This is a genomic window from Paenibacillus sp. Y568, assembly GCF_059445545.1.
In genome coordinates this window covers 46,232-71,289 of record NZ_JCAIUM010000011.1, presented here as the reverse complement: position 1 = coordinate 71,289, position 25,058 = coordinate 46,232, and the positions used below count along the sequence as shown (strand labels likewise).

Here is a 25,058-nt window from a genome sequence, read left to right as displayed (position 1 = left end):
CTTTGGTTAAACATAGAGGTGATTTTTTTATATTGGAGAAAGCTAGTTCTTACATGTTTCATGTCATCAGGCGCGATGATATAATCTTTTGTATCTGATGATATATATATTTACATAAATAATGATCTTCCACACTAAATGTACATGCCACTAAAGCTCTTATTAAGGATTAGGAGAGATGTTCAATGAGGCCGCTGGTTCTCGACTTTCAGGAAGTGGAACATTCGCAACTATTGCTTGTTGGCGGAAAAGGGTTGAATTTAGGGAAATTATCAAAAATTGAAGAAATTCAAGTGCCTGAAGGATTTTGTGTGACAACCGTGGGATATCAACAAGCCCTCGAACATAACGAAATGTATTATGCTTTGCTGGATCAACTAACCATGCTACAAGTTGAAGATCGTGAACAAATTGGTCAAATCAGCAGGAAGATTCGAGAAATTATTATGGAAGCAGAAATTCCATCTGATGTTGTGAGAGCAGTTACTCACGATCTCTCCCGGATGGGGGATGAACATGCCTATGCCGTGCGGTCTAGTGCGACTGCTGAAGATTTAGCACATGCTTCTTTCGCGGGTCAACAAGACACCTATTTAAATATCATTGGCATTGAAGCCATCTTACAGCATATCAGCAAATGTTGGGCTTCACTATTTACGGAACGCGCGGTAATCTACCGTATGCAGAATGGATTTGACCATAGTCAGGTTTATTTATCCGTTATCATTCAAAGGATGGTTTTCCCGCAAGCATCAGGGATTTTATTTACCGCTGATCCGATTACTTCTAACCGAAAGTTACTATCGATCGATGCCAGTTTTGGACTTGGAGAAGCACTAGTCTCTGGCTTGGTGTCTGCGGATTGTTATAAGGTACAGGAAGGGGTAATCGTCGATAAGAGGATAGCTGTTAAAAAATTGGCGATCTATGGGCTAAAGGAAGGTGGAACAGAGACCCGGCCGATCGATCACGATCAACAAAAGGCTCAAACACTTACTGAACCTCAAATTTTAAAATTAGCACACCTAGGAAGACAGATCGAAGCTTATTTCGGTCAGCCACAAGATATCGAATGGTGTTTAGTTGACGATGCATTTTATATTGTCCAGAGCCGGCCTATCACGACTTTATACCCGATCCCTGAAGGTCATGATCAAGACAATCATGTCTATGTATCTGTAGGCCATCAACAAATGATGACAGATCCCATGAAACCTCTCGGATTGTCCTTTTACCTGTTAACGACTCCTGCACCCATGCGAAGCGCAGGTGGAAGGTTATTTGTTAATGTCACACCAATGCTTAGTGCGCCTAGTAGTAGAGACATGATAATAGAAGCTTTGGGGAAATCAGATCCGCTCATCAAAGACGCACTCCTGACCATCGTTGGGCGAGAAAATTTTATAAGAACGACCCCAGATGCCGAAAAAGTACCAAGCCCCAATAAAAGTAATGAAGGTACATCGTCTGCAGGTGATCCAGCACCCCTAGAAAACGATCCGACCCGTGTCTCTAATTTGATTAAGAGCAGTCAAACTTCGATAGAAGAGCTGAAATATAACATTCAATCGAAATCAGGAGTTGAGTTAGTTGATTTTATTCTGGAAGATATCCAACAATTAAAGAAGATTCTATTTGACCCGCAAAGTATGAGTGTGATTACGGCTGCTATGGATGCTTCAGCATGGATCAATGAGAAAATGAACCAATGGTTAGGTGAAATAAACGCAGCAGATACGCTTTCACAATCTGTATTAGGGAATATCACTTCAGAAATGGGGTTGGATCTCCTCCATGTCGCAGATGTAATTCGTCCTTATCCAGAAGTCATTGATTATTTACAACAAGTAGAAGACGATAACTTTCTAGATGAACTAATTAAGTTGGATGGTGGACAGGAAATCCAAGAGGCATTCTATGAATATCTCAATAAATATGGAATGCGATGTGCCGGAGAAATCGATATTACTAGAACACGTTGGAGTGAAAAACCAGCCACGCTTATCCCCTTGATTCTTAGTAATATTAAGAACTTTGAGCCTAATGCGGGCCATCGGAAATTTGAGCAAGGGCGACAGGAAGCTTTAAACAAAGAACAAGAGTTATTAGATCGATTAAAACTATTACCGAATGGTGAGCAAAAAGTCAAAGAAACCAAACGAATGATCGACATAATCCGGAATCTAAGTGGTTATAGGGAATATCCCAAATACGGTATGGTTAACCGCTACTTCGTTTATAAAAAAGCTTTATTGAAAGAAGCCGAACAACTTGTACAAGCTGGCGTTATCCAGGAAAAAGAGGACATTTACTTTCTGACTTTTGAAGAACTTTATAAGGTCGTAGGTACACATGAACGGGATGACCCGGGTTGTCTAGTCGAGCAGCAAGCAAAAATTCCGACCAGACTAATCATCAACAAGCGAAAAGAAGAGTACACATTGTATAAGAAACTAACTCCACCACGTGTGATCACGTCTGATGGTGAAATTATTGTAGGTGTGTACAAACGCGAAAATCTTCCAGCCGAATCCATCGTAGGTCTAGCTGTTTCTAGCGGAGTAGTAGAGGGGCGGGCACGTGTCATCTTGAACATGGAAGAGGCGGATCTGGAGGTTGGTGATATATTAGTAACCACCTTTACTGATCCTAGCTGGACACCATTGTTCGTATCCATCAAAGGCCTGGTTACCGAAGTTGGCGGACTGATGACCCATGGAGCAGTTATCGCACGTGAATATGGCTTACCAGCGGTTGTCGGAGTAGAGAATGCTACTCAACTCATAAAAGATGGGCAACGAATTCGCGTACATGGAACAGAAGGGTATATCGAAATATTGTAAGGCTGAATACGGAAAGTAAGTAGCCTGTGTTTTTATTTTATATACAAAGATTGGAGGAGTTTACATGAACGAACGATTAATAAAAGTAGATGGAATTGAAATATGTATCGACAATTTCGGAGAACCCGTTAACCCGGCTATATTGCTGATTATGGGTGCCCAATCTTCATTGATATGGTGGGAGGAAGAATTCTGCCAGCGGTTAGCAGATGCAGGGCATTATGTCATTCGTTATGATAACCGTGATGTTGGACGTTCTACAACTTACGAACCTGGTCAACCGGGTTATTCTTTCGAAGACATGGCAGATGATGCCGTACGAGTATTGGATGCTTATAAGATTGAGCAAGCGCATGTCTTAGGCATGTCTATGGGCGGTATGTTGACTCAAATGATAGCTCTCCGGCATCCAGAGAGAGTTCTAACCATTACTCTCTTATCAACGTCCAATTTTGCTCCGAATCTGCCTCCGATGGAGGAAAGGATTATGGATTTCTTCTCGAATATGGGAGTTATAGATTGGACAAATGAACAATCGGTAGCTGAATTTACTATTGGTAGATCAAGAATTCTAGTAGGTTCAAAGTATTCTTTTAATGAGGAAAAGGTTGGAATTTTGGCTAAAAGGGAATTTGCAAGAAGTAACAATATAGCCAGCATGAGTAATCACGCCTTGGTGACAGGTGGTGAATCCTATCTGTCTAGAACGGCTGAAATTAAGGTGCCCGCACTGATTATTCACGGTACTGAAGATCCCATTATTCCGTATGAACACGGGAAGAATCTTGCTAACGAAATTCCTGGTGCGGTTTTACTGACACTGGAAGGTGCTGGGCATGAGCTTCATGAAGACGACTGGGATTTAGTAATCCATTATATTTCGAAGCACACTTCAATGCCAAATTAGTTCACCGAGCAAATCTCCTATCATTTCATTTTCCTAAACCGCATTTCATGCGGTTTTTTTACGTTCGTACACATGAAAGACTTGTACACAAACAATAAATATATTTATTGATTAAATTACATTATTTCTATAAAATGGTATTTATGGATAACTTAATAGTCTTAATTGTTTCAATTCTATGTACTAGAATTTGAAACAATAAGTAAGAACCGTTACAGCCAACGTATTTTCACTTTTATTCTTGAAGGAGGAGATAGAATGAAAACGGAAGTTAAGCTAATACCTTATCAGGTCGTATCGGTGGAGGAGCAAGTAAGTGAAATTCCACAAGGGATTGAAATGATTCAAGCCCCCAAGATGTGGAATCAATCTAAGGGAAAAGGTATCGTAGTAGCTATACTAGATACTGGCTGCGAGATTACTCATCCAGATTTAGCAGGAAGAATTATAGGTGGCAAGAATTTTACTGATGATGATAAGTCAGATCCTGAGGTATATATCGACTATAACGGACATGGGACACATGTGGCGGGTACAATTGCGGCAATTAGTAACAATACTGGTGTAGTAGGTGTAGCTCCAGAAGCTAGTATGCTAATTATTAAAGTATTAAACAAAAGAGGCTCCGGTCAATATGAATGGATTATTAATGGAATTAATTATGCGATAGAACAAAAAGTAGATATCATCTCGATGTCACTTGGTGGACCGGAAGATGTGCCTGAACTACATGATGCTATAAAAAGAGCCGTAGCAGCAAATATTCTTATGGTTTGTGCAGCGGGTAATGAAGGTGATGGAGATTCTAGAACCGATGAATTTGGTTATCCTGGTTGCTATAATGAAGTGATTAGTGTAGGTGCTATTGATTTGAGCCTAAATTCTACAGATTACACGAATTCGAATAACGAGGTAGATTTGGTCGCTCCTGGTAGTGAAATTATATCAACCTATTTGAATGGGCAGTATGCGACGTTAACAGGGACTTCTATGGCCACGCCTCATGTAACTGGCGCTTTGGCTTTGATTAAGCGAACGATTCCTCTTGGTAATTCCCCACGACTAGAAGGTAACGGATTACTCTACTTAACCACATTGGACGAACTAACCAAAATATTTAATCCAGAAGTCATAGTGAAATTATTAGCATAAATATAAACGAAACCGAAGAGAAGGGTTCCACGACATTGCGTTGTCATGGAACCTTTCGTTTGTTTCGTATAAGCCTAATCGTTAGCAAATTGCCAAGTTAAGTTATCTATTTGAAGTACAGTATAGGTTGACCCATTCTGTTGGAACTCATTGAGTTAACTTCAATGCCTTATCTGGAATGTCTTCCTTTTGTATTATTGTCCAACTTTTCGTGTAAGAACCTTTGGCAAGTACTTTCACATATGTGTCCTGTTGCTGTTCTTCACTTGAAGAGAACGTGATTGCTGTCTTCTCACCCTGCGCTGTGTAACCAGTTAGATTATATCTGTAGCGGGTCCATTCATTTTTACCTTCAGTCTTGGCAGGTATATTGATGACTGCATAGACAGTTGCCTCTTTATAAAAAGGATTAAACTGATCAAAGTCCCGTTTGAATGTTAGATATAAGCCCGAGCAAACAATAATAGCGATTAGTACAAAAATAAACTTTTTTTTCATGGAAATAAACCTCCTAATAATAGTTGTTACAACATAGCGTTCTTAACGACTTTTCGATAGTAACCGAGAGTGAAGAGAGCGAACATGAAATAGATAATAGTATAAGCTGCTATGGAAATGATCGTAGGAATGGTAATGTCGGAAATAAACATAAAGGAAGCTGCTTTAACTGCAAAGATCGAATGGAGAACTCCAATACTCAGCGGGAGAAGAAATACAACCATCTGCTTTCGCATAATGCCCTTCATAAGCATCTTCTCGTCAAAGCCAAGCTGCCGTAGCGTCCTGAAGCTCTGTTTCTCCTGCTCAGCCTCAGTCATTTGTTTGAAATACAGGATACTGCCTGTTGAGGCAAGAAAAGCAAGTCCTAGAAAGGCTGCTATAAAAATCAATATCCCCGTTAACTCCAGTACGCTTCTATATTGTGAATAGAAATCGTATGAGAAATGTTCATCTAGTTCATATTTCTCGTAAAGGGAGGAGGCCAGCGCAAGCTCCGTCATGTCCGGAATATGATACGTGTCAAACTGTACCTTTTCAAAATCAGAAGTTTTAAACATTCTAGCCTCAATATCCTTTAATGTGGCTTCTGAGACTACAATCTGACTTCCGAATATATTGGCATTAAGCATATTCTCCAATACTAATTCATTTAGTGCATAGCTGACGTTCTGTCCAACTGCCTGGACCTCAATCCTTGTGGGATAACGCTTAGAGAGATCAATGTCGTCAAATGCATTCATTCCTCCAGCATTGTATTGTAATGCCTCACCATCGGAAGGTACGGATAGACTTCTCCCCGCATCTTGAAGCTGTTCGGCCGGGAGCCATATCAAATCTCCCTCCCTACGGCTGGATTTATCTAGTCGATTCAGGATCACTCCCGTTGTCCGGATCGCTTCGATTGTATTATGGTTGAAGTGAATTCCTTTGCTCTCCAGCTCACTCATAAACTTCTGTGCATCCAGTTGTCTATTCTCAAATGCGAAATCATCAGGCATAGCCATGCGGGTATCATGCTCTGCAGAGTAATAAAAAGAATAGGCCATCGTTACAAGTGTGATTGTTAGAGCTGATAATACGGTAATCAAGGTAAGCGAGTTGGCATTTCCTTTCATCCGGTGCATGAGCGGAGCAAGGGACAGACTGTTGTACAATCCAAGATGCCCTTGTTTCCGTCGACGGATCCAGGAGAAACACCATCTGATCGTTACACGGAACAATATATAGGTTCCTGATATAGTTGCTACCATGACCAGTAATGCATTCAACACTAATTGCTCATCTACCATACGACCTGATAATTCATATCCATAGCTAAGTAGCACAACACCAAGCACGGCATAAATGGCCGTAGGAATAGACGGAGGCTTGCTGGATAGATCAGGCTGTTGATCAGCTTGAAATAAATTTAGCAGCGAACTGCGATAGATCATGACTACGATTTGAACGGAAGTAATCACAACAACAAGAACAAAGACGAACACCGTCTCGATGGCTGCTGGGAAAGAAAAGTCTATGGCAGGTATACCATCCAAGCGGAGCAATTTCATTAGAATTAGGACAAACAGACGGGATACCAGTGCTCCACAGATAATCCCTGATAGTAGCGCACCTAAACCGAGAAGAACATTTTCAATGATTAGATAACGAGCAACCCAGCCTTTGGATAGACCGATGAGTTGGTACAATCCGACTTCACGGCTACGCCGGCGCATAAAAATACGGTTAGATGAGACTGCAAAGATGACGATAATTACAATCAGCAATAGGGCTGCAGATTGAAAAGCTACCAGAAATTTATCACTTGAATCCAACATGGATTGTACCTGCTGATCGTGCTGCAAGGAAGCGAATACGAAGAACAGACTCATACTGAAAATTAGAGCGAAGAAATACAAATAGTAATGCTTCACATTTTGCCGCATGCTACGGAGTGCTAATTCAATGACTGTCAATATGGTCGCCCCCTAATACAGCCTGCACGTCGATGATTTCTTTGAAGAACGACTGTCTGGATTTCTCCCCTCGATACAGTTCAGAATAAATCTTCCCGTCCTTTAGGAATACCACACGATTACAGTAGCTGGATGCAACTGGGTCATGCGTGACCATAATGATGGTAACCTGTCTTTCTCGGTTCACCTCTTCCATGACTGATAATAAAGATGAAGCGGACTTTGAATCCAAAGCACCGGTAGGTTCATCTGCGAAGATGATGGAAGGCTGATGGATAAGGGCACGTCCAGCGGCAGTGCGCTGTTTTTGACCACCAGAGATTTCGTACGGGTATTTTTGCGATAGTTCCTTGATACCGAGCACATCAGCAATGGCGTTGAACTCTCTCTCTGCCTTCTTTTTGCTTATTTTACTAAGGGATATAGGCAGGAGGATGTTCTCCTTAACCGTTAATGTATCTAGAAGATTGTAATCTTGGAAGATGAATCCAAGCTTATTTCTACGAAAAGCTGAAAGGGCCGTATTGTTCATGGAAGAGATATCTTCGTCCTCGATTAGTATCGTCCCATCTGTAGTCCGGTCAATCGTCGCCAGTACGTTAAGCAAGGTTGTCTTCCCAGAACCGGAGGGACCCATAATTCCTACAAATTCTTTGCGGAGAACACGTAAATCGATTCCCTTTAATACCTGTTGAGCAGCGCCCTTTGAACCATATGATTTGTGAACGTTGCGAGCGTGAAGGACTGTTTCTTGTTCATGCCATTCATTCATGTTGAACCTCCTAAATTTGATTGTAGCTTAAGTGTACGTTGAACTCCCCGGCTTGTCGCACGTTCTGGGTGACGAGTTGAACAGGTAGATGACAGTTTTGTCATGTTCAGAAAAAAACAGTCAAGAATAATCTTGGCTGTTTATAACGGTATATTTTCCTCTTGACCTCGTCTAACCGTTTCGAATGCATTGGGATCCGTAAAAGTGATTCGCATCGTCGTACCTTGCCTCTGATCAGCTAGGACATGGAGTGCAACACCTATTTTTCCTGCTACAGTCTGGGCAAGATAGAGCCCAAGTCCAGTAGCAGCATTATGAATTCTTCCATTCTCGCCTGTGAATCCTTTATCAAAAATACGAGGCAGGTCATGCGGTTGTATCCCCGGACCTTCATCAATCAAATCTAGGATAACATTCACTTGTTCTGACATCGTTGTTACGAATGTAATAGCCTTACCGGAAGCACTGTATTTAATAGCATTAGTCAATAATTGCCGGAGGATGAAGCGGCACCATTTACGGTCTGTAACGACCATAGCATCATCACCTTCGATGCTGACCTCTAAATTCTTCTCCATACACCATGGAGCCAATTCCCGGATTTCTTCTGCCGCAAGACGTTGTATCGAGACTCGTTCAAGCGCGTAGTCTGATTCCAAGGCAGGAAGGCGAGTCATATACAGCTGGCGGTCGATAAGTAAATGAATCCGCAGCCATTCTGATTCGATTCTACGTAGACCCGCATCACTAGGTCGTGCGTCTAAGATTAACTTCATAGCAGTAAGCGGAGTTTTAACCTCATGAATCCAGGAAGCCGTGAAATCATTTTCGATCAGTTGGGATTCCTTCAATTGAGAAAGCTTACGTTTGAACTGGTAAAAGGCCTCTCGTAATACATCGTTCGTTATGCGATCCAGATGATTATCAGGTTCCGGAAGACTCTCCATCCAATCCGAGGCCATGACTTCTTGCAGCTTAGCGAGGGCTGCTATATATTTCGTTTCTTTTTTGTAACGCCATACAAAAAACACAAGAAATATAATGACATATAAAGTATTTAAATAAAGAAGAGAAGTCAATTCAACATGAATTCCCTGCTCGAAAAGGATAAGGACATCGGTTAATCCTAGTAAACTAGCAATTAGCAGAATCCAGCTTTTTCTTGTTATGATGTAACGGATAAACATAGCGGTATCCTCCTATAAAGTGACGGCCATATAACCCATCCCTTTCTTTGTAACAATTCCGTCTGAAAGTCCCAGCGGTTCTAATTTATTTCGTAACCGGGTAACATTAGCTGTAAGGGTGTTATCATTTACGAACTGTTCGTCTTCCCATAGCTTACGGAGCAAGTCATGACGGGAGATAATCGTATTATTAGCTTTCACGAGCGCGATCAACAAAAAGAATTCGTTCTTGGTCAAATCAGCTTCCTCATCTGATTTACGGATAACGCCTCGTTTTAAATCAATCAAAGCACCGTTCCATTCGAGAATATCTGTCTGGCCTTCTCCATAAGCATAAGTTCTGCGAAGAATTGCCTGAATTTTGGCATATAACACATTCGCATGAAAGGGTTTCTGGACAAAATCATCCGCCCCCATATTAAGCGCCATCACCATATCTAAGGGGTGATCGCGTGAGGATAGGAAAATGATAGGCACCTCGGATACCGAGCGGATTTCTCTGCACCAATGAAAACCATCAAATTTAGGGAGCGTGATGTCCATAATAACGAGATGTGGTTGTTGTTCCTGAAATGAACGCATAACCTCGTCGAAATCATCCGGTCTCGTTACCCTGAAATCCCAAGCTTCCAGTCCTGTTTTTAACGCTTCAAATAGCGCATGATCATCTTCCACTACAAATATATTAAACTCCATAGAGTGAACCTCCCAATATATACTAGACGATAGTTACGACTTCACCTCTGCTTAAGTTATAAAGCATGTTATTATAAAATGCAATTTTAACCAATACATTAAACTCTCTATCTACGCGCTAAAGGAGAATAGTATGAAAGTCAAACTGCTTGAGATAGTGCTATGTATTGTGTTAGGTTTTTTTACGGGAATATGGCTGAGCGGTAATGGGATTCATTTGAACGAGAGTGGCGTTGAAATTCTACTTGGTTGCATTCTATGGATTTTGATCTTTGCTTATTTCAAAAGAAAATAAACCTGCAAACGAGGATGATATGGTAATCATATTAACATTATATAGTTTGACATATTGCAAATAATCAATATACAATAATCACATGAATAACCCAATCGATATTTTTAAAGCACTATCTAATGATGCTCGTCTTCAAATCTTGGAATGGCTGAAGAATACAGAAGTTCATTTTTCACCCCAGGAAGGAATTGATCTTGTTGAAGTAGGGGTATGTGTGAGTCAGATAACTAGTAAGTTAAACATGAACCAATCTACTGCATCTCAATATCTCTCTATTTTACAACGAGCTGGGTTAGTTAAAGCTACTCGTATTGGTAAATGGACATATTACAAAAGAAACGAAGATGCAATTAATCTGATTGGTTCGTATCTCCAAAAAGGTGAATAATACTGATAGATCGTATTGAATTCAGTATATTCACTTTTTTGTAAAGCATCATATTGATATATTGCAATACATCCATTTTATTTACACGCACATATCGACATATTGCAATTCGTTAAAATATAGTTTTCTTATATAACAAATTTAATTCATCGAGATGGGTGACAGATAGTGTTTGAAACACAAAGGAAATTGCATATACAACAAGTATTTACTTAATCTTCGACTTCCTTAACATGTGGCTAATGTAGCTGCGTTTAATAGATTGAATTTCACGTGAAAGATTGGACAGGCTGTATAAATTGCACCCCATTTCCCAACAATATGAAAAATAGAGAGGATTTGATTTAGATGAAAGCATGGCAAAAACAAGGTGTAGGACTAGAGAATTTAAAATTAGTAGATGTGGAAGTACCACAACCAGGACCGAAACAATTATTAGTTGCAGTAAAAGCTGTATCTCTTAATTTTCGAGATAAGTCAATTATGGATGGCGATTATTTGCCAGATTTAATGAGTAAACCTTTTATTCCCGTATCAGACGCAGCCGGCGTCGTAGTAAGTGTAGGCTCAGAGGTTACTGAATTTAAAGTTGTATTATAAAAAAATGAGGGTGTTAATATTCGGTTAATCTAATTAATGAGAGAACGATTTATGAAATTGATTCAATATGTAAAAACACCTGATTGGGAGACAGAAGTATTAAGACTCACCAATGGTAAAGGAGCAGAGCATATCTTAGAAGTGGTTGGTGGAGATAGCATTAATCATTCGATTGAAGCTCTAGCTCTACAAGGACACATTTATATTATTGGTTTTCTGAAAAGTATGATGGCGGAAGTTAACTTATTTTCACTTCTAGCTAAGCAAGCTAATATACAAGGAATCTATGTGGGTCACCGCAAAGCATTCGATGATATGAATAAGGCTTTTGAAGAATTGAAGATTAAACCCGTTATCGATACCGTATACTCGTTTAATGAAGCTATTGAAGCATATGAACATCTAGGCCGAGGAGCTTTTGGGAAAATCATCATCAGAGTTTCAGAATAAACAATAAACTTTAATTATAATAGCTTGTATTAGATTAAGAATGAGCAAATTAATACAAATATGAGATCAGTAAAGCCTGATAATTCAGGCCATTTTTATTTATTTAAGGCATTTCTTTGTAATGAGAAATGCTTTTTGTATTTTAGAAAATAACCACTATATTATACATATCAATAAAAATATATTGTTTTACAATAAATTTTATGTTAGATTCATATTAATAAAAAAATTGTGAGGTGCTTTTTATGAAACGAGGAACAACACTCATTTTAAAGATAGCTGTTATTCTTATTGGAATTCCAGTTCTTGCTTTGTGTATATTTTTGGTGCCTGAGATTGCGAATTTTGCAGCAAAATTGTATCCTGATCATGCTTATATTAAATATCTCGTTTTAATCGATTTGTATGCAACAGCGATACCCTTTTACTTTGCTCTGTATCAAGCTTTTAAACTATTAGGCTACATTGACAAGAATAAAGCTTTCTCGGGATTATCTGTAAGAGTTTTAAAGAATATAAAATACTGTGCAATCACTATAAGTATGTTATATGTGGTAGGCATGCCACTCTTCTATCTCATGGCGGAGAGAGATGACGCCCCAGGTGTCATATTACTTGGAATGGTCATGATTTTTGCTTCAATGGTCATCGCAGTCTTTGCTGCGGTTCTTCAAAGGCTTTTACAAGAAGCCATCGATATAAAATCAGAAAATGACTTAACAGTCTGAGGTGAATAACATGGCGATTATAATCAATATTGACGTGATGCTGGCAAAAAGGAAAATGAGCGTGACAGAACTTTCAGAAAGGGTTGGAATCACAATGGCCAATATATCCATATTAAAAAATGGAAAGGCAAAAGCGATTCGATTATCCACTTTAGAGGAGATTTGTAAGGCTCTAGAATGTCAGCCTGGAGATATATTAGAATACAAGAGTGATAAAGAATCCCAAAGCTTAAATGGACAATCAAACGATTTGAACTAACGTGGAATAATAGTTGAATAATACACAATGATGAGCAGGAATTACGTATCCTGCTCTCTTTTAATAAGCTCTAACGGGAAGTTATGCGCATAAATACAAAAAATTCTTTAAACACTCCATTATCCATATACCAATTTAACGGTAAACTGACTTAGAGGAAGAAATTTGTATCCTAGATTGGAGAACCCGCACAAAAATTGGATGAACCTTATCGTCAATATGTTTATTACTTAGGTAGAGCAGGATTAGGAGTAGATGACAGTTTGTTACGACTCAATTTTAATAAGAATGGTGAACTTGAGAGTCATGAGGTAACACATGATTAGGTAAATCGCACCGAGGGAGTTCGATTTTTCGCCTTTAATGGAAAGCGGTATTGGTAAGGTAATTCATTGAACTCCCATGGAAGAACGGAATTACTTCTATCATCTGTGGTACGGCGCTTGCGCTGCATGTATGGCTAACGGGATATTTAAGTTGAATGATACACATTAATGGGCAGGCGCTACGGTAGCCTGCTGTTTTCATTGAAGTAACGGGCAGTTTAACGCACCGCATTGAACGCATTTTTGTAATGTTATTAAGACAAAGGACTATGAAGGCGAATTTATTGCATCGATTAAGACAGTTTCAATTGAAGGCAGTAAACCACTGTATGAGATCACAACAGCTTTTGCGAATATAAACGGTACAGCATCAAGTATTACATACATCGATCGTGATATTAGAAATACAGGAAGCAATACTATCCAACTAAATGAAAGCTTGGATGTCTCAGAAAATGACGAGGTTGCTGTATGGGGGATGCAGTCCACAAATAAGAATGATTGGGAAACCATTGATTTAACTCCGGAACGATTGAAAAACGCAAAATGGGCTTTGATATTTAAGTTATCTGTAAACTGACAAATCGTGGTTTATTACGCTAAACGGGACACGAGAGTGGAAGATCATGCAACGTTGAGCTATCTCTTGTTTATTGAAGTAACGGGAAGCATTCCTGTAATGAGAAAGAATGACGTTTGAACAATAAAATACCTCTTGATATCATAAGAATTGTCCTAAGCTGGCCAGCGAAAGGGACGAATTCGAATGTCAGGAGGCAGATAATATGAATTATAACCAAAATGAGAAGATAGCTCAAATCACTTCTCAAACGCTAATAGTTGGCGTAGATATCGCTAAGTACAAGCACGTTGCACGCGCACAGGATTTTAGAGGGCAAGAGTTCAAGAAAGCTTTCCATTTTGAAATTACAAACTCAGATTTCAATCACTTTCTAGGTTGGATTCAACAACTAATGAAAGATCAAGGGATGGAAAAAGGCATGTTCTGTTCTTGGGTAAATTAGCTCAATAAATTCTATAAATAAGATTATATATGGTATAATATGTAAACATATTTTAAAAATACTAAAGCGTTATGAAATGGTGGACTAAACGAATGGAACGTACAATTCAATTAATGGAAACCCATTTAAATATCGATCTTGGAAATCCGCCCTTTTTTAAATTAGATAACGGGTTGCAAATTCCATACTCTTCGATTAAGGGGATAACAACAGGTAGACCCATACCAAATGCTTTCAAGCTTTATGGTGCTTCTTTTGGAGGAACAAGAAATGGATTATTTAGATTCAATGGAGGTTATCATCTCTACTTTTTTTATAATGAGGTTGATACCCTTCATTTTGACTTGAATAATTTTCTTGTTGGTAAATTTAAAATATCAAAGTTAATTATTGATGTTAAAAACCCTGAAGAAATAAGTAAAACTATCTCCGAAAGATTGACGTGATAGTTCAATACCGAAAGGTCTACCGCACTGGTTGATCTCATAATACGAACGGGCAGGTTAACGTAAGAAAAGGTGGAATTTATAAATTAAGAAAATGGTCCTACAAAAGGAGTTCAATCAATGAAGCTTTTCACAAAGGAAGTAAAGAAAATCGTAATTGATGAGTGCTTATTTCATTGCATAATTGACCAATCGCCTTCAAATGAGTCAATATGTTTTAAAATATATCCTTCAAAAACTAAAACATCGCATTTTTTTATACTATTTTCTTGGGAAGTTAATTGGTCCACCAACTTATGTGAACCGAGTGTTTGTACTAGTATAATTAAATATACAATAAAAAATGGTTGGGATTATACAAAAGAAAAGAGCGTAATGAAAATAGAGCAAGGTGATTTTCTTGTCAATGAATTAAAATTAAATCCATAATTCATTAACGGGGAACTTTAGTTGAATGATACACATTAACGAGCAGGCGTTAGCCTGCTGTTTTCATTGAAGTAACGGGTAGAAAACTTACAATATATGCTAGTATACAATAGAGTACATATCATATAAACGAGGAGAGTGAAAACCTATGGTGAAACAACTGATTATCGGGGACGTCATGCATGAGCTGGCCAGTACGCGTCGTATCCTGGAACGCTTGCCCAAGGAGCATATGACGTGGAAGCCGCACGTGAAATCAATGACGTTGGGCGGGTTGGCCACGCATCTGACTAATCTGCTGAACTGGCAACTCGAAATTCTTCTTTACCCGGAACTCGATCTTTCGACCGTGCCGCTTCGGCGGGAACCATTGGAAAGACGCGAAGACGTGCTAGAGGAATTCGACGCTAACGTTGTCAAGATTCAAAAGCTGTTAGCCGAATGCGACGAGAAAACGCTCGGTGAGGAATGGAAATTACGGAACGGTGACCTTATCATCTTATGCCAACCTCGGGCGATCGCGCTTCGCAACTTCGGATTGAACCACATGGTTCACCATCGGGCGCAACTAGGGGTTTATTTGCGACTTCTCGATATTCCGGTGCCGGGCCTCTATGGTCCCTCGGCCGACGAAATACAAATGAACTAAAGCTCGCCAAAAAGTCGCAGGACCTCGGCATGACCGCCGGTACTCTGCGACTGATTTTTTGGGACGAACATTTTCATGGGGCATAAATAAAAAGACGAAGCCAATTATGGCTCCGTCGATGAACTATTGCACCGAAAATACAGTCTCTAGCTCAGGAATATATTCCTTGACCATATTTTTGTGTTCCACCAGTCCCGTATCCCCAGCTGGGATTTGACCTTCGGATACGACTAAATACGGTTTAATGGTTACGGTACGTGGTTGAGTCTTGAATGGCTCAAAGCGAATGTTATAAGATTCGCTAAGAGGGTGAGCACCGATGGGCTTCAGTTGAACACCATGTTCATCCACAATGTCATATTGAAGAGCGATAACGCCCCCGTTAGCACCCTTGTATTTCGAAGGGATAGAAGCGAGCATTTCTTCTATGCTCTGGCCCGGTTTGGTTGTGTACTCAACAGATACCTGCGTTGTGATGGGGGTGATTTCCAACTTGCTGATCTGTAAGTTAATGTTTTCGTAATGCTGGATCTCCTCTGAAGTTAGAACGGTAACGGGTGTTGATTTTGTAACAGGTAGAACGAATTGGAAGGGGTCATCGTAACCCTTTAACGTTACATTTACATTCAAGTCAAATTGATCAGAGAACTTAATAGACTGGTTTGTGCTAGTATTGCTGGTAACCTGAACGATTAGACTGGAAGCAGTCTCACCGTCCATGAATTCATAACCTACGTTCAGAGGTTGGTCTTTATAGAGAACCTCTAACGTATCCACCGCACCTTTATTGGTATCGGAAGGCGGTGAATTGGGCTCCGAAGCCAGAAGGTTTCCAGGAGTGGTTATATTCATAAGAATTCGGGTCCCGTCAAATAACAATGTTGGAATGTTCATTGTCACATCGCCATGGGTCACGCTTTGGTTAACGTTTGTGATGAATTCCTCGGCTTGTTGAACACCGGGATCTAAGTTCGTCTCACCCCATAATGAATAGATTTGTCCTAGAACCGGAATTTGCTTAAGTGCATCTGCCATTGCGGGCGATACAAATCCGGAAGCTATGAGGGTAAGTCCAAGGATTGCAGCGGCTGCAGTGGTAACCCACCATTTATTAAAAGTTCTTGATCCATTTATTTTGCTCTGAATGGGGGGAATGGAATGATCGGTTTCTCTGATCATTTGGTAAGTCTCATTCAGCTTGGAGCGTGTAATATCCGATATCTGATCGGGAAGTAAGCTTTGGCAGTTCTTTAATTGTTCTTCTAACTTAGTGTTTACCATGTCGTAACTCCTTTGTCTTGATTGATTTGTGATGAATGCTTTAGCTTTTTGCGTGCACGATGCAGCCGGGTCTTCACCGCTACCGTAGAAATTTCGAGAATGTCGGAAATTTGACTGATCGGCATGTCCTGTAAGTAATGAAGGAGAATGACAATCCGTAGGTTCTCCTCAAGATGTTGTACGGCATCCCATAATTCGATGTTCTCATAATCCTTTGAAGTGGAAGAGACATCGGGAAGCTCTCCATAAGGGAGGGCTCTTGAGTTGCTTTTGACCATTTTGTTGCATTCATTAATCAGAATTCGATAGATCCACGTTTTAAAAAAAGCGGGCTCTCTGAGTGTATGGATGGACTTAAAGGCCTTAAGCATCGTCTCTTGGAGGGCATCTGCACAATCTTCGTCTTTGTTGACGATGGAACGTGCAGTTCTATATAAAGGTAACTCTAACTTTTGCATCAACTGCATGAATGCTTCAGGGTCCCCAGCTTGGGCTTTGACGACAATAGGATCTGTATGCAAGGGTTCACCTGCTTTCTTGACTAAAAGTATTAGAATTTTTGTAACGTTACATATATTAGATCGAGTAGGTAGCTAGAAGGTTACATGGGGAAAAATACCAACCTATTCAGGGGACTGTATCTCGTTTATAACCAAAACACCTAGGTCCACCAATAGGTGTAGCTCCGGATCTCAACCGTTGAGATGAGTTATTTCTCCGTATCAGCCTAAGCTGGGATCATCTGATTCTGTTCGAGTAGTGACCATAACTGTTCAGTTATTTCTTCTACAGAACAGGGCATTTGTTGAGTTAACCACCATTCAATCACTCCAACAATCGCCGAACTCAGAAATTGTACAAATATCTCTTTACTCAACTCATTTAGGTTTAAATTATTTCCAACGATTTGTTCCATTACTTGATTACTCATTATTTTTTGTAAATGGTTTCTGAACGAAGGAATGCCTTTATTGCTTAATAAATTCCTATAAATGAGAGCGTTCTTCTCCATTTGTCTAAGTGTACGAAATAATGAAGACTTTGATGGAGCAGATTCTGTTCCATCCTCTGAGGAGCAACTTTCGATCAAATGATACAAATGAGCCTCTAGGCATTTATCCAATAGATCGTATTTGTCCGCGTAATGATAATAAATGGTGCCTCGATTGACATCAGCACGCTCTGCGATTTCATTAATCGTTATTTGTTCGAAATCTTTTTCTCCTATTAAATGAATTAATGCATCCATAATGGCTCTTTGGTTCTTTTTTGTTCTTCTATCCATGGAGACACCCCTTTTTTTAAACAAACCATTGTATTCTGTTGAAAACTCAACAAAACCGATAGATCTAGCGATAGATACTTGTTAAAGATGTTGGTAATCTTACTTTATTGAACAAATGGTCAAAATACAACAATTGTTAAAAAAGAGGGGATATAACCATGAGAATATTAGTTTTTGGCGCCGGAGTTCAAGGAAGTTATCTTGCTCATGCCTTAGTGCGCGGAAGAAATGATGTCACAGTACTTGCTAGAGGTAAGCGTGCTGAACAATTGATGAAAGATGGAGTTGTCATACATCATTATTTTCAGCATAAAAACACGGTCGATGAAGTAAAGGTCATTCAGGAGCTTCAACCTGAGGATCTGTATGATCTCATTTTTGTCGTGATGAAATACAATGATTTCCTATCCGTGCTGCCTATTCTAGCTGAGAATCAGAGTCAGAATATTGTTCTTATCGGTAACAATGCTGATGCCCATGGGATGCAGAACATTCTTCAAGAAAAGAGCGATGTAGCGAAAAATATAATCTTCGGTTTTCAGATAAGCGGAGGACTCCGAGAAGATAGCGGTCGTATCATTTGCATACGCGGAGGTGGACAACTAATACTTGGCAATCTGGATGGGGAGATCACAATAAAACCTTTACTAGAAAAAGCGTTTAAACATGTTAAATTTAAATTAGCTTATCATGATGATATGGATGCTTGGCTCAAAAGTCATATCGTCGCAATAGTAGCTTTAAATTCTGTTGGATATCTTTACGATGGTGATTTGAAAAAATTATCTAAGGACAAGAAGCTATTAAAGCAAGCTATATCAGTCATGGACGAGGGGTTTCATATATTAGAACAATTAGGATATACGATCACTCCTGCAAATCAAGTTAACTTTATTCGAAAACACAGACAGAGTGTATACTATGGTCTAAAAATAATACATAAATTACCGTTTATGAAATTGATGAATGGATCTTACAGCGAAATTGCAGCTTTGTTTGATTCGTTCGATCTGTTAAAACAACGATTAAACATTGCGACACCCCATTGGGACGAACTTGAGAAACAAGCGATGACCAAGTTTAAATCAAATAATCATTGAACTAACCAGGACTAGGTTAAGATTCTGTTTAACTTCAGTTTACATTGAACTGCTACACTATTTTGATTATGTGGTTGACCGCAGAAAGGAGCCTCATTATGAATAAAATTTTAGTTGTTGACGATGACCCGCATTTTCGTGAATTGGTGAAAGTTGTATTGCGGAAAGAGGGTTTTGCCGTATATGAAGCCGATGACGGTCTGGACGCACTTTCAAAATTAGAAACGGTAAAAGCGGATTTAGTTATCCTTGATGTGATGATGCCGAATATGGATGGCTTTGAGCTGTGTCGTGAGCTTCGAGTATCTTATGATATTCCTTTGCTCATGTTGACGGCAAAAGGTGAAACCTCACAAAAAGTAAAGGGCTTTCAGTTGGGAACAGATGATTATTTGGTGAAACCATTTGAGCCGCTGGAATTGGTGGCGAGGGTAAAAGCCATGTTAAATCGCTACCAGATTATTGCTTCTCAAAATGTTCAAGTCGGGAAACTGGTGATGAACCAAAAGAATTATGAAGTAACCGCTGGAGATGAGAAAATTACACTCCCGCTCAAAGAATTTGAGCTTTTGTTTAAATTGGCCGGGCAACCCGGACGGACATTCTCTCGCGATACGTTACTTGAAGATATATGGGGCTACGATTTTGAGGGAAACGAGCGGACGCTGGACGTTCATGTCAACCGCTTACGCCAGCGTTTTCCTGAGGGGAAATGCGCCTTTAGAATCACAACCATCCGGGGCTTGGGCTATCGCTTGGAAGTGGAATCATGATGAAGAGTAAGGCTGTCCATTTTGCAGAGCGAGCTATTTTAGAGTTGTTTGCGTTAATCATCTGTTTTGCTAACGCTTTTACTGCTGCGGTTACAGTGTGCTTTATCATCGTTTTACTTTCGGGAACCGAATTAACAGACGGCGTGATTTCTGCTTTTTATGTGTCTGCCTTTGCAACGTGGATACTGCTGTTTTTTTTAGTAAAAAAAAGCCAAAAGGTCAAGTCATTTTTGGGCATTGAGTTTGCCTCAAGAGCAATAAATATCCGAAGGATTACCTTAATCTTAATGATAACTGCAGTTCTTCTCCTTTGTTTTGCCATCTCACACGGGCTTACCAGTATCGGTTATGCGATTATCGGGTTTATGCCGGAGGCCCAAACCTCGCGGGATTTTTGGCTTTTTAACATTCTGCTCTGGGCGCTCCTTTTGTTTCTCGTCAAAAAGTTCTTGTGGGCGAAGCTGCCTTTTGGCAATCGATTTATCAGCAGGGGGGAAGTCGTTCAATATGTTGCCCTGACGGTTGTTATCGTTGCGGTCATATTGGGAGGGTTAGTCGTTGCTTACTTCTTGGCTTTCGTTCTGTATGTCTTGTTCACTGGGCAAAGATTACCGGAGGAAGGTCCCCCTTTGTTTCATCTCTTTTGGCATTACTCAGGTGTATTGATTTTCCTCTTGCTTCGTTGGTATTTCAAGAATTCCAATTTCACGAGTAATATCCGTTTGCTATCCGAGGTGATGGACGCTTTAGAAAGCATCTCGAAAGGTGATTTTAGTGTTCGGCTAAACCACGGTATGAAAGAAGTCGAGCCTTTTGCCAGATTAGTTAAGAGCGTTAACGAAATGGCTTTAAATTTGGAGCAGACGGAAAGTATGCGGCAGGAGTTCATCTCTAACGTGTCGCACGAGATCCAGTCCCCCCTTGCTTCTATTAAAGGGTTTACCTATGTCCTGCAAAGCGATGAATTAACGCCTGAAGAACGAAAGCATTTCCTAAGCATTATTGAAACAGAAACTGTGCGGTTGTCCAGATTGAGTGAAAACTTGCTGAAACTTGCCGCGCTTGAAGCCGACAGCATGAAATTTGAGCCGAAACCATACCGGTTGGATAAACAGATTCGGGCTTTAATCCTAAGCTGTGAACCGCAATGGAGCGAAAAGAAGATACACATGGATGCTTTTCTTGACAGCGTGACCGTCATGGCGGATGAGGATATGATGAGCCAAGTGTGGGTAAACCTCATTCATAACAGTATTAAATTCACACCAGAGGGCGGCAGTATACGGGTGGATTTACACAAACACGGGAAAGCCGTTGAATGTAAAATATCCGACACAGGCATAGGAATTGATGAGGACGCGCAAAAACATATTTTTGAGCGGTTTTACAAAGTGGACAAATCAAGAGAGCGCACCAAAAAAGGAAGCGGGCTGGGACTTGCTATAGTAAAGAAGATTGTGGAAACACACGGTGGAAAAATTGCGGTGCAGAGTGAACCGGGAGTAGGAACAGTGTTTACAATATCCTTACCCGTGTAGTACACAACTTGTTTTCTGATTGTTTTCTGATTGTTTTCTGATTGTTTCCTCTATTTGAGTAACAACAACCAGTAATTGCTTGAGACTAATACCGTCTCACTCCCACGGCATAACCCGGGGGTTATCTCTCACTCAATATAGAACAATTTTACCTGTCGAGGTAAAATTGTTCTTTTTCTGTGTTGGTTTAAATTCAGTTTATACAGCGTCAATATGATGGGTTTACAACGATGGAAACAACGATTCCACTTTGTAATTAATATCATGGAGATGGTTTGAATGAAAAGATGGTATAGACTTGATAACACGGGAAAGCTCTACTCTGCGGTGACGAAGAAGACAAACACTTGTGTTTTCCGTCTAGTAGTAATACTGACTGAAAATGTTGACCCAAGGGCGCTTCAGCAAGCTGCCGATATAACGATTAAACGATTTCCCACAATGGCGGTAAAATTGAAGAAGGGATTATTTTGGACCTATCTTTATGAAAACAACAATCCGCTGGTGGTACAGGAAGAATCAACCTATCCTTGCACGTCGATTATGGTGACCAAAGAAAATAATGAATATCTGTTCAAAATCATGTATTTCGGACGCCGGATTACGTTGGAATGTTACCACGTACTTGCAGACGGAAAGGGCGCGATGGAATTTTTAAAATCATTGGTATATCAATATTTGCTGGTAATTGGAAAAGAGGTTAAAGATGAAGGAATGATTCTGCTACCAGAAAAGGCCCCGGATCGGGAGGAAGAGGAAGACGGGTGCTTACGGTACTACCAAAGAGATGTTAGTAAGTCAAAATTTGAGACACAAAAAGCCCGCGCTATCCGGGGAACGGTTCTTGAGGAGTGTAGGACGAATGTTGTTCACGGTGTTATTCCGGCTTTGCATCTCAAAGATTACGCTCGACAGAACGGAACTACTATAACGGGATATTTGACGGCAGTATTCGCACAAGCGATTTCTTCATCCGATTCCCAGCAGGGGCAAAGTGATCACCCAATTCGGATTTCTATACCGGTTAATCTTCGAGGGTTGTTCCCGTCAAAAACACTGAGAAACTTTATTTCTCAAATCAGTGTAAGTATACCAGCAGATCCTGAGCAAACCTTTGACGAACTAGTGGAATCTGTAACAACGCAAATGAAAACCTCTATCACAAAGGAAGGTTTTGCTTCCATTATAGCAACATACGTCGGATATGAAAAAATGCTCGTGAGCCGAGTTATTCCGTGGTTTATCAAAAAGACGATAATCAACTTTGTATCAAAGCGGTCGGAAAGTACAACAACTGCGGTTCTGACTAACCTCGGAAATATTGAGTTGCCTAAGTCGATGGAGCAATATGTTGACATGATAGAGGCGATGCCATTACACAAAAGGGCTGCCTCTATAAACTGCGCTATCTGTTCTGTCGGTGGGAAGTTGAATATCTCTTTTTCAAGTAATATCTCTGAATCCGATGTGATAGAACACTTCTTCGACTTGGTTTCCGAACAGACCGGATTGGAAGTTGAGGTTTACTCGAATTGTCGGAATGAAACCGATACGCAGCCGGCAGATGCGCAAAGCCTCTATCCGCCTTATGCGGCGGTAGCACCCAAATGGACAAGAAAAATCCGAACGCGTGTAGGTAATTACTTGTACCAACCCACAAAAGGAATCAGAACGAGGTTTGTCAATCTCTTGCGCCAATGGAGAGCAATCATTCATGTTTAAGCATTAAAAATAAGAGGCTACGAGCTATATTCCAATGAAAGCATTTTGCGGCAATGGAAGAGCTTTTATCATAGAAAACGGCAGAAAAAGAGGATAATTGAACGGATGACTGGTGAGAAGATAACATTAAAAACAGTGTTTCATATAACATTTATAATGGGGCTGCTTCTGATCTTGATTTTGGCTATTTATGGATGGAGCAACGGAATTTTCACATCGTTGGAGTCGTTAAAGAACTTTGTCCAGAAAACTGGAGTTTGGGGGCCTATGGCGTTTGTGATCCTCCAAATCGTGCAAGTGGTCATACCGATCATTCCGGGAGGCATTAGTTTACTGGCGGGCGTGTATATATTCGGTCCTGTGGAGGGATTTTTGTACAACTACGTTGGGATTGCCGTTGGATCGGTTATCGCGTTTCTATTGGCGCGCAGATTGGGGATATCCTTTTTACAAATTGTTTCTTCCAAAACAAATTATGATAAATTTATTGGCTGGCTAGACAAGAAAAACCGCTTTGATACTAGTTTTACCATTGCCATTTTAATACCGGTAGTACCCGATGATTTTCTGTGTATGCTGGCCGGACTCACAAAAATGAAACTCGAAAAATTTATTGCAATCATCTTTTTATGCAAACCGCTGTCCATTGCTTCATACAGCTTTGGCTTTTCATGGATTTCGGGTATCGTTTAAGATTGGGAAACGCACAGCGGCAAAATCACGGTATAAGCCGAGGGTCGGGAACTGTGTTTACAGTATCTTTGCCCATATAGAGCGCATATCTTGTTTTCTAGCGCTGATAAAAGGAACAATCTTACCTGTCGCGGGGTAAAATTGTTCTTTTTCTTTTTGGTTTAAATTCAGTTTAAATGGCGTTAGTATGATTGATTCACAACGATGGAAGTATTGCTCTTAAACTCTGTGGCTTCCTGCTTGAACTAATACCGATTTCATAAGGAGGTTGACGAAATGATTGCAATCATCCTACACGAACAGGGTGGCATCTTTGGATGGAAACTCATGAGCCGTCAGAGTACGCGGTTTCATATGTACGGTAGGAATGGGGAGTACAATATGAAGTTCATATCTGCGGATGGACATTTTGAAGTGATTTACAACATAGATGGCGTAAAACTGACGATGGAAAACGACCCAATGAATATGGGAACGTTTAACTATGGAAATCCGATAAATGAAAAGTTCGACACGCTGTCTATGATGTACTGCCGTACTTCGAGTGGGGAAATTCACGGACGTCTGTGGAACAAGTTAATGGTTTGTCAGCTGGTCAGCACATGACTGGCGAAAATGACCACGTAATAGAGAGGTTTGAGCAATACTGGGAGTTGTTGTATGGAGAAAACCCAGAAGAGATGGGCGAAAGTGGACACGACCTACTGAGAATGTTGTACTTTTGCTTAGCCCTGCTTGCCTTGTCAAGGGGAATTCATCCGCTGATGGGAGATAGATACACGTACGTCCCCCTGGGGCTTGACGCTGGCTTGTCGTACATGTTCAGTTTCGGCAGGGGGCGTGCGAGCAAACCGTTCATTGGATGTTTCAAGCGTGAGCGGTTAAATAGAGGGATACCCGGCAGTAGGGGACCGCCATAGGCGAGGTATTTGGAGACTGTGTGCAAGCAAGCTGTTTTTTTGATTAGCTTTCCAAGCAATATTATGGAATGAAAAGAGTCAAGGAATGGCAAAATAAGAAAGTGGTATATAATCTCAATCCATTTTCCAAAGGAGGGT

28 protein-coding genes are annotated in these 25,058 nt (G+C 40.3%); 20 read left to right on the top strand and 8 right to left on the bottom strand.

Going from position 1 to position 25,058, the window contains the following annotated elements; genetic code table 11:
- The first annotated feature begins 185 nt into the window (after positions 1–185).
- The 3 genes from ppsA (at position 186) to AC1D7X_RS16335 (ending at position 4,902) form a co-directional block, all read left to right on the top strand.
- The gene (ppsA, locus tag AC1D7X_RS16345) at positions 186–2,843 is read left to right on the top strand and encodes a phosphoenolpyruvate synthase (protein ID WP_495458365.1); all 2,658 of its coding nucleotides are present in this window, start codon (positions 186–188) and stop codon (positions 2,841–2,843) included.
- 64 nt (positions 2,844–2,907) lie between these two features.
- Positions 2,908–3,750, top strand: a complete 843-nt coding sequence (gene mle / locus AC1D7X_RS16340) for an alpha/beta fold macrolide esterase (protein WP_495475646.1) — start codon at positions 2,908–2,910, stop codon at positions 3,748–3,750.
- Positions 3,751–4,008: 258 nt separating this feature from the next.
- Complete coding sequence (locus AC1D7X_RS16335; RefSeq protein ID WP_495458363.1) at positions 4,009–4,902, top strand: S8 family peptidase; 894 nt, start codon at positions 4,009–4,011, stop codon at positions 4,900–4,902.
- Positions 4,903–5,049: 147 nt separating this feature from the next.
- On the opposite strand, the gene AC1D7X_RS16330 is transcribed toward AC1D7X_RS16335, so the two are convergent.
- The 5 genes from AC1D7X_RS16330 to AC1D7X_RS16310 form a co-directional block, all read right to left on the bottom strand.
- Positions 5,050–5,400 carry a YxeA family protein gene (locus AC1D7X_RS16330; protein WP_495458362.1) on the bottom strand — a complete coding sequence of 117 codons (351 nt, stop codon included), beginning with the start codon at positions 5,398–5,400 and terminating at the stop codon, positions 5,050–5,052.
- A gap of 26 nt (positions 5,401–5,426) precedes the next feature.
- The gene (locus AC1D7X_RS16325; RefSeq protein WP_495475645.1) at positions 5,427–7,358 is read right to left on the bottom strand and encodes an FtsX-like permease family protein; all 1,932 of its coding nucleotides are present in this window, start codon (positions 7,356–7,358) and stop codon (positions 5,427–5,429) included.
- Positions 7,345–8,130, bottom strand: a complete 786-nt coding sequence (locus tag AC1D7X_RS16320; RefSeq protein ID WP_495458360.1) for an ABC transporter ATP-binding protein — start codon at positions 8,128–8,130, stop codon at positions 7,345–7,347. Before AC1D7X_RS16320 ends, AC1D7X_RS16325 begins: the two co-directional genes overlap by 14 nt.
- 140 nt (positions 8,131–8,270) lie before the next feature.
- Positions 8,271–9,317 carry a sensor histidine kinase gene (locus AC1D7X_RS16315; RefSeq protein WP_495475644.1) on the bottom strand — a complete coding sequence of 349 codons (1,047 nt, stop codon included), beginning with the start codon at positions 9,315–9,317 and terminating at the stop codon, positions 8,271–8,273.
- A gap of 12 nt (positions 9,318–9,329) precedes the next feature.
- Complete coding sequence (locus tag AC1D7X_RS16310; protein WP_495458358.1) at positions 9,330–10,013, bottom strand: response regulator transcription factor; 684 nt, start codon at positions 10,011–10,013, stop codon at positions 9,330–9,332.
- A gap of 133 nt (positions 10,014–10,146) precedes the next feature.
- Between AC1D7X_RS16310 and AC1D7X_RS16305 the strand changes: the two genes are divergently transcribed.
- From AC1D7X_RS16305 to AC1D7X_RS16255, 11 genes are all read left to right on the top strand, one after another.
- Positions 10,147–10,308: a hypothetical protein gene (locus tag AC1D7X_RS16305; protein ID WP_495458357.1), complete on the top strand. Its 162-nt coding sequence runs from the start codon at positions 10,147–10,149 to the stop codon at positions 10,306–10,308.
- An 82-nt stretch (positions 10,309–10,390) separates the two neighbouring features.
- Positions 10,391–10,696: an ArsR/SmtB family transcription factor gene (locus AC1D7X_RS16300; RefSeq protein ID WP_495458356.1), complete on the top strand. Its 306-nt coding sequence runs from the start codon at positions 10,391–10,393 to the stop codon at positions 10,694–10,696.
- A 348-nt stretch (positions 10,697–11,044) separates the two neighbouring features.
- Positions 11,045–11,296, top strand: a complete 252-nt coding sequence (locus tag AC1D7X_RS16295; RefSeq protein WP_495475643.1) for an alcohol dehydrogenase catalytic domain-containing protein — start codon at positions 11,045–11,047, stop codon at positions 11,294–11,296.
- A gap of 51 nt (positions 11,297–11,347) precedes the next feature.
- Complete coding sequence (locus AC1D7X_RS16290) at positions 11,348–11,746, top strand: zinc-binding dehydrogenase (protein WP_495475642.1); 399 nt, start codon at positions 11,348–11,350, stop codon at positions 11,744–11,746.
- A 245-nt stretch (positions 11,747–11,991) separates the two neighbouring features.
- Positions 11,992–12,474, top strand: a complete 483-nt coding sequence (locus AC1D7X_RS16285; RefSeq protein WP_495475641.1) for a DUF2975 domain-containing protein — start codon at positions 11,992–11,994, stop codon at positions 12,472–12,474.
- A 10-nt stretch (positions 12,475–12,484) separates the two neighbouring features.
- Positions 12,485–12,733: a helix-turn-helix domain-containing protein gene (locus AC1D7X_RS16280; protein ID WP_495475640.1), complete on the top strand. Its 249-nt coding sequence runs from the start codon at positions 12,485–12,487 to the stop codon at positions 12,731–12,733.
- Positions 12,734–12,930: 197 nt separating this feature from the next.
- A complete protein-coding gene (locus AC1D7X_RS16275) occupies positions 12,931–13,059 on the top strand; it encodes a hypothetical protein (RefSeq protein ID WP_495475639.1) in 129 nt (42 codons plus the stop codon).
- A gap of 785 nt (positions 13,060–13,844) precedes the next feature.
- Entirely contained in the window at positions 13,845–14,084 is a 240-nt protein-coding gene (locus AC1D7X_RS16270; RefSeq protein WP_495475725.1) for a hypothetical protein, read from the top strand.
- Positions 14,085–14,176: 92 nt separating this feature from the next.
- Positions 14,177–14,530 (top strand): hypothetical protein, encoded by a 354-nt coding sequence (locus tag AC1D7X_RS16265; protein ID WP_495458349.1) that lies wholly within the window; start codon positions 14,177–14,179, stop codon positions 14,528–14,530.
- 120 nt (positions 14,531–14,650) lie between these two features.
- Positions 14,651–14,959 carry a hypothetical protein gene (locus tag AC1D7X_RS16260; RefSeq protein ID WP_495475638.1) on the top strand — a complete coding sequence of 103 codons (309 nt, stop codon included), beginning with the start codon at positions 14,651–14,653 and terminating at the stop codon, positions 14,957–14,959.
- 148 nt (positions 14,960–15,107) lie between these two features.
- Positions 15,108–15,608 carry a DinB family protein gene (locus AC1D7X_RS16255; protein WP_495458347.1) on the top strand — a complete coding sequence of 167 codons (501 nt, stop codon included), beginning with the start codon at positions 15,108–15,110 and terminating at the stop codon, positions 15,606–15,608.
- Between the two features lie 123 nt (positions 15,609–15,731).
- On the opposite strand, the gene AC1D7X_RS16250 is transcribed toward AC1D7X_RS16255, so the two are convergent.
- The 3 genes from AC1D7X_RS16250 to AC1D7X_RS16240 all read right to left on the bottom strand — a co-directional run bounded on the left by AC1D7X_RS16250 (position 15,732) and on the right by AC1D7X_RS16240 (position 18,174).
- Entirely contained in the window at positions 15,732–16,889 is a 1,158-nt protein-coding gene (locus tag AC1D7X_RS16250; protein WP_495475637.1) for a DUF4179 domain-containing protein, read from the bottom strand.
- A complete protein-coding gene (locus AC1D7X_RS16245) occupies positions 16,883–17,410 on the bottom strand; it encodes an RNA polymerase sigma factor (RefSeq protein WP_495475636.1) in 528 nt (175 codons plus the stop codon). Before AC1D7X_RS16245 ends, AC1D7X_RS16250 begins: the two co-directional genes overlap by 7 nt.
- Positions 17,411–17,616: 206 nt before the next feature.
- Entirely contained in the window at positions 17,617–18,174 is a 558-nt protein-coding gene (locus AC1D7X_RS16240) for a TetR/AcrR family transcriptional regulator (protein WP_495475635.1), read from the bottom strand.
- Positions 18,175–18,332: 158 nt separating this feature from the next.
- Here AC1D7X_RS16240 and AC1D7X_RS16235 point away from each other — a divergent pair, with 158 nt between their 5' ends.
- The 6 genes from AC1D7X_RS16235 to AC1D7X_RS16210 all read left to right on the top strand — a co-directional run bounded on the left by AC1D7X_RS16235 (position 18,333) and on the right by AC1D7X_RS16210 (position 24,606).
- A complete protein-coding gene (locus AC1D7X_RS16235) occupies positions 18,333–19,274 on the top strand; it encodes a ketopantoate reductase family protein (RefSeq protein WP_495458343.1) in 942 nt (313 codons plus the stop codon).
- Between the two features lie 98 nt (positions 19,275–19,372).
- On the top strand, positions 19,373–20,047 hold the full coding sequence (locus AC1D7X_RS16230) for a response regulator transcription factor (protein ID WP_495475634.1): 675 nt from the start codon (positions 19,373–19,375) through the stop codon (positions 20,045–20,047).
- Positions 20,044–21,585: a sensor histidine kinase gene (locus AC1D7X_RS16225; RefSeq protein WP_495475633.1), complete on the top strand. Its 1,542-nt coding sequence runs from the start codon at positions 20,044–20,046 to the stop codon at positions 21,583–21,585. The genes AC1D7X_RS16230 and AC1D7X_RS16225 overlap by 4 nt, the downstream gene beginning before the upstream one ends.
- 279 nt (positions 21,586–21,864) lie before the next feature.
- Positions 21,865–23,307, top strand: coding sequence for a hypothetical protein (locus tag AC1D7X_RS16220; protein ID WP_495475632.1), 1,443 nt, complete (start codon positions 21,865–21,867; stop codon positions 23,305–23,307).
- Between the two features lie 105 nt (positions 23,308–23,412).
- Complete coding sequence (locus tag AC1D7X_RS16215; protein ID WP_495458340.1) at positions 23,413–24,000, top strand: TVP38/TMEM64 family protein; 588 nt, start codon at positions 23,413–23,415, stop codon at positions 23,998–24,000.
- A gap of 276 nt (positions 24,001–24,276) precedes the next feature.
- Positions 24,277–24,606, top strand: a complete 330-nt coding sequence (locus tag AC1D7X_RS16210; RefSeq protein ID WP_495475631.1) for a hypothetical protein — start codon at positions 24,277–24,279, stop codon at positions 24,604–24,606.
- Positions 24,607–25,058: the final 452 nt, after the last annotated feature.

Bases quoted from the DNA above. Each gene is read 5' to 3' on its own strand.
- AC1D7X_RS16215 (WP_495458340.1), top strand. From the start codon at position 23,413: ATGACTGGTGAGAAGATAACATTAAAAACAGTGTTTCATATAACATTT.
- AC1D7X_RS16225 (WP_495475633.1), top strand. From the start codon at position 20,044: ATGATGAAGAGTAAGGCTGTCCATTTTGCAGAGCGAGCTATTTTAGAG.
- AC1D7X_RS16220 (WP_495475632.1), top strand. From the start codon at position 21,865: ATGAAAAGATGGTATAGACTTGATAACACGGGAAAGCTCTACTCTGCG.
- AC1D7X_RS16305 (WP_495458357.1), top strand. From the start codon at position 10,147: ATGAAAGTCAAACTGCTTGAGATAGTGCTATGTATTGTGTTAGGTTTT.
- mle (WP_495475646.1), top strand. From the start codon at position 2,908: ATGAACGAACGATTAATAAAAGTAGATGGAATTGAAATATGTATCGAC.
- AC1D7X_RS16295 (WP_495475643.1), top strand. From the start codon at position 11,045: ATGAAAGCATGGCAAAAACAAGGTGTAGGACTAGAGAATTTAAAATTA.
- AC1D7X_RS16240 (WP_495475635.1), bottom strand. From the start codon at position 18,174: ATGGATAGAAGAACAAAAAAGAACCAAAGAGCCATTATGGATGCATTA.
- AC1D7X_RS16250 (WP_495475637.1), bottom strand. From the start codon at position 16,889: ATGGTAAACACTAAGTTAGAAGAACAATTAAAGAACTGCCAAAGCTTA.
- AC1D7X_RS16255 (WP_495458347.1), top strand. From the start codon at position 15,108: ATGGTGAAACAACTGATTATCGGGGACGTCATGCATGAGCTGGCCAGT.
- AC1D7X_RS16230 (WP_495475634.1), top strand. From the start codon at position 19,373: ATGAATAAAATTTTAGTTGTTGACGATGACCCGCATTTTCGTGAATTG.
- AC1D7X_RS16330 (WP_495458362.1), bottom strand. From the start codon at position 5,400: ATGAAAAAAAAGTTTATTTTTGTACTAATCGCTATTATTGTTTGCTCG.
- AC1D7X_RS16300 (WP_495458356.1), top strand. From the start codon at position 10,391: ATGAATAACCCAATCGATATTTTTAAAGCACTATCTAATGATGCTCGT.
- AC1D7X_RS16260 (WP_495475638.1), top strand. From the start codon at position 14,651: ATGAAGCTTTTCACAAAGGAAGTAAAGAAAATCGTAATTGATGAGTGC.
- ppsA (WP_495458365.1), top strand. From the start codon at position 186: ATGAGGCCGCTGGTTCTCGACTTTCAGGAAGTGGAACATTCGCAACTA.
- AC1D7X_RS16280 (WP_495475640.1), top strand. From the start codon at position 12,485: ATGGCGATTATAATCAATATTGACGTGATGCTGGCAAAAAGGAAAATG.
- AC1D7X_RS16315 (WP_495475644.1), bottom strand. From the start codon at position 9,317: ATGTTTATCCGTTACATCATAACAAGAAAAAGCTGGATTCTGCTAATT.
- AC1D7X_RS16210 (WP_495475631.1), top strand. From the start codon at position 24,277: ATGATTGCAATCATCCTACACGAACAGGGTGGCATCTTTGGATGGAAA.
- AC1D7X_RS16235 (WP_495458343.1), top strand. From the start codon at position 18,333: ATGAGAATATTAGTTTTTGGCGCCGGAGTTCAAGGAAGTTATCTTGCT.
- AC1D7X_RS16310 (WP_495458358.1), bottom strand. From the start codon at position 10,013: ATGGAGTTTAATATATTTGTAGTGGAAGATGATCATGCGCTATTTGAA.
- AC1D7X_RS16290 (WP_495475642.1), top strand. From the start codon at position 11,348: ATGAAATTGATTCAATATGTAAAAACACCTGATTGGGAGACAGAAGTA.
- AC1D7X_RS16285 (WP_495475641.1), top strand. From the start codon at position 11,992: ATGAAACGAGGAACAACACTCATTTTAAAGATAGCTGTTATTCTTATT.
- AC1D7X_RS16320 (WP_495458360.1), bottom strand. From the start codon at position 8,130: ATGAATGAATGGCATGAACAAGAAACAGTCCTTCACGCTCGCAACGTT.
- AC1D7X_RS16265 (WP_495458349.1), top strand. From the start codon at position 14,177: ATGGAACGTACAATTCAATTAATGGAAACCCATTTAAATATCGATCTT.
- AC1D7X_RS16335 (WP_495458363.1), top strand. From the start codon at position 4,009: ATGAAAACGGAAGTTAAGCTAATACCTTATCAGGTCGTATCGGTGGAG.
- AC1D7X_RS16270 (WP_495475725.1), top strand. From the start codon at position 13,845: ATGAATTATAACCAAAATGAGAAGATAGCTCAAATCACTTCTCAAACG.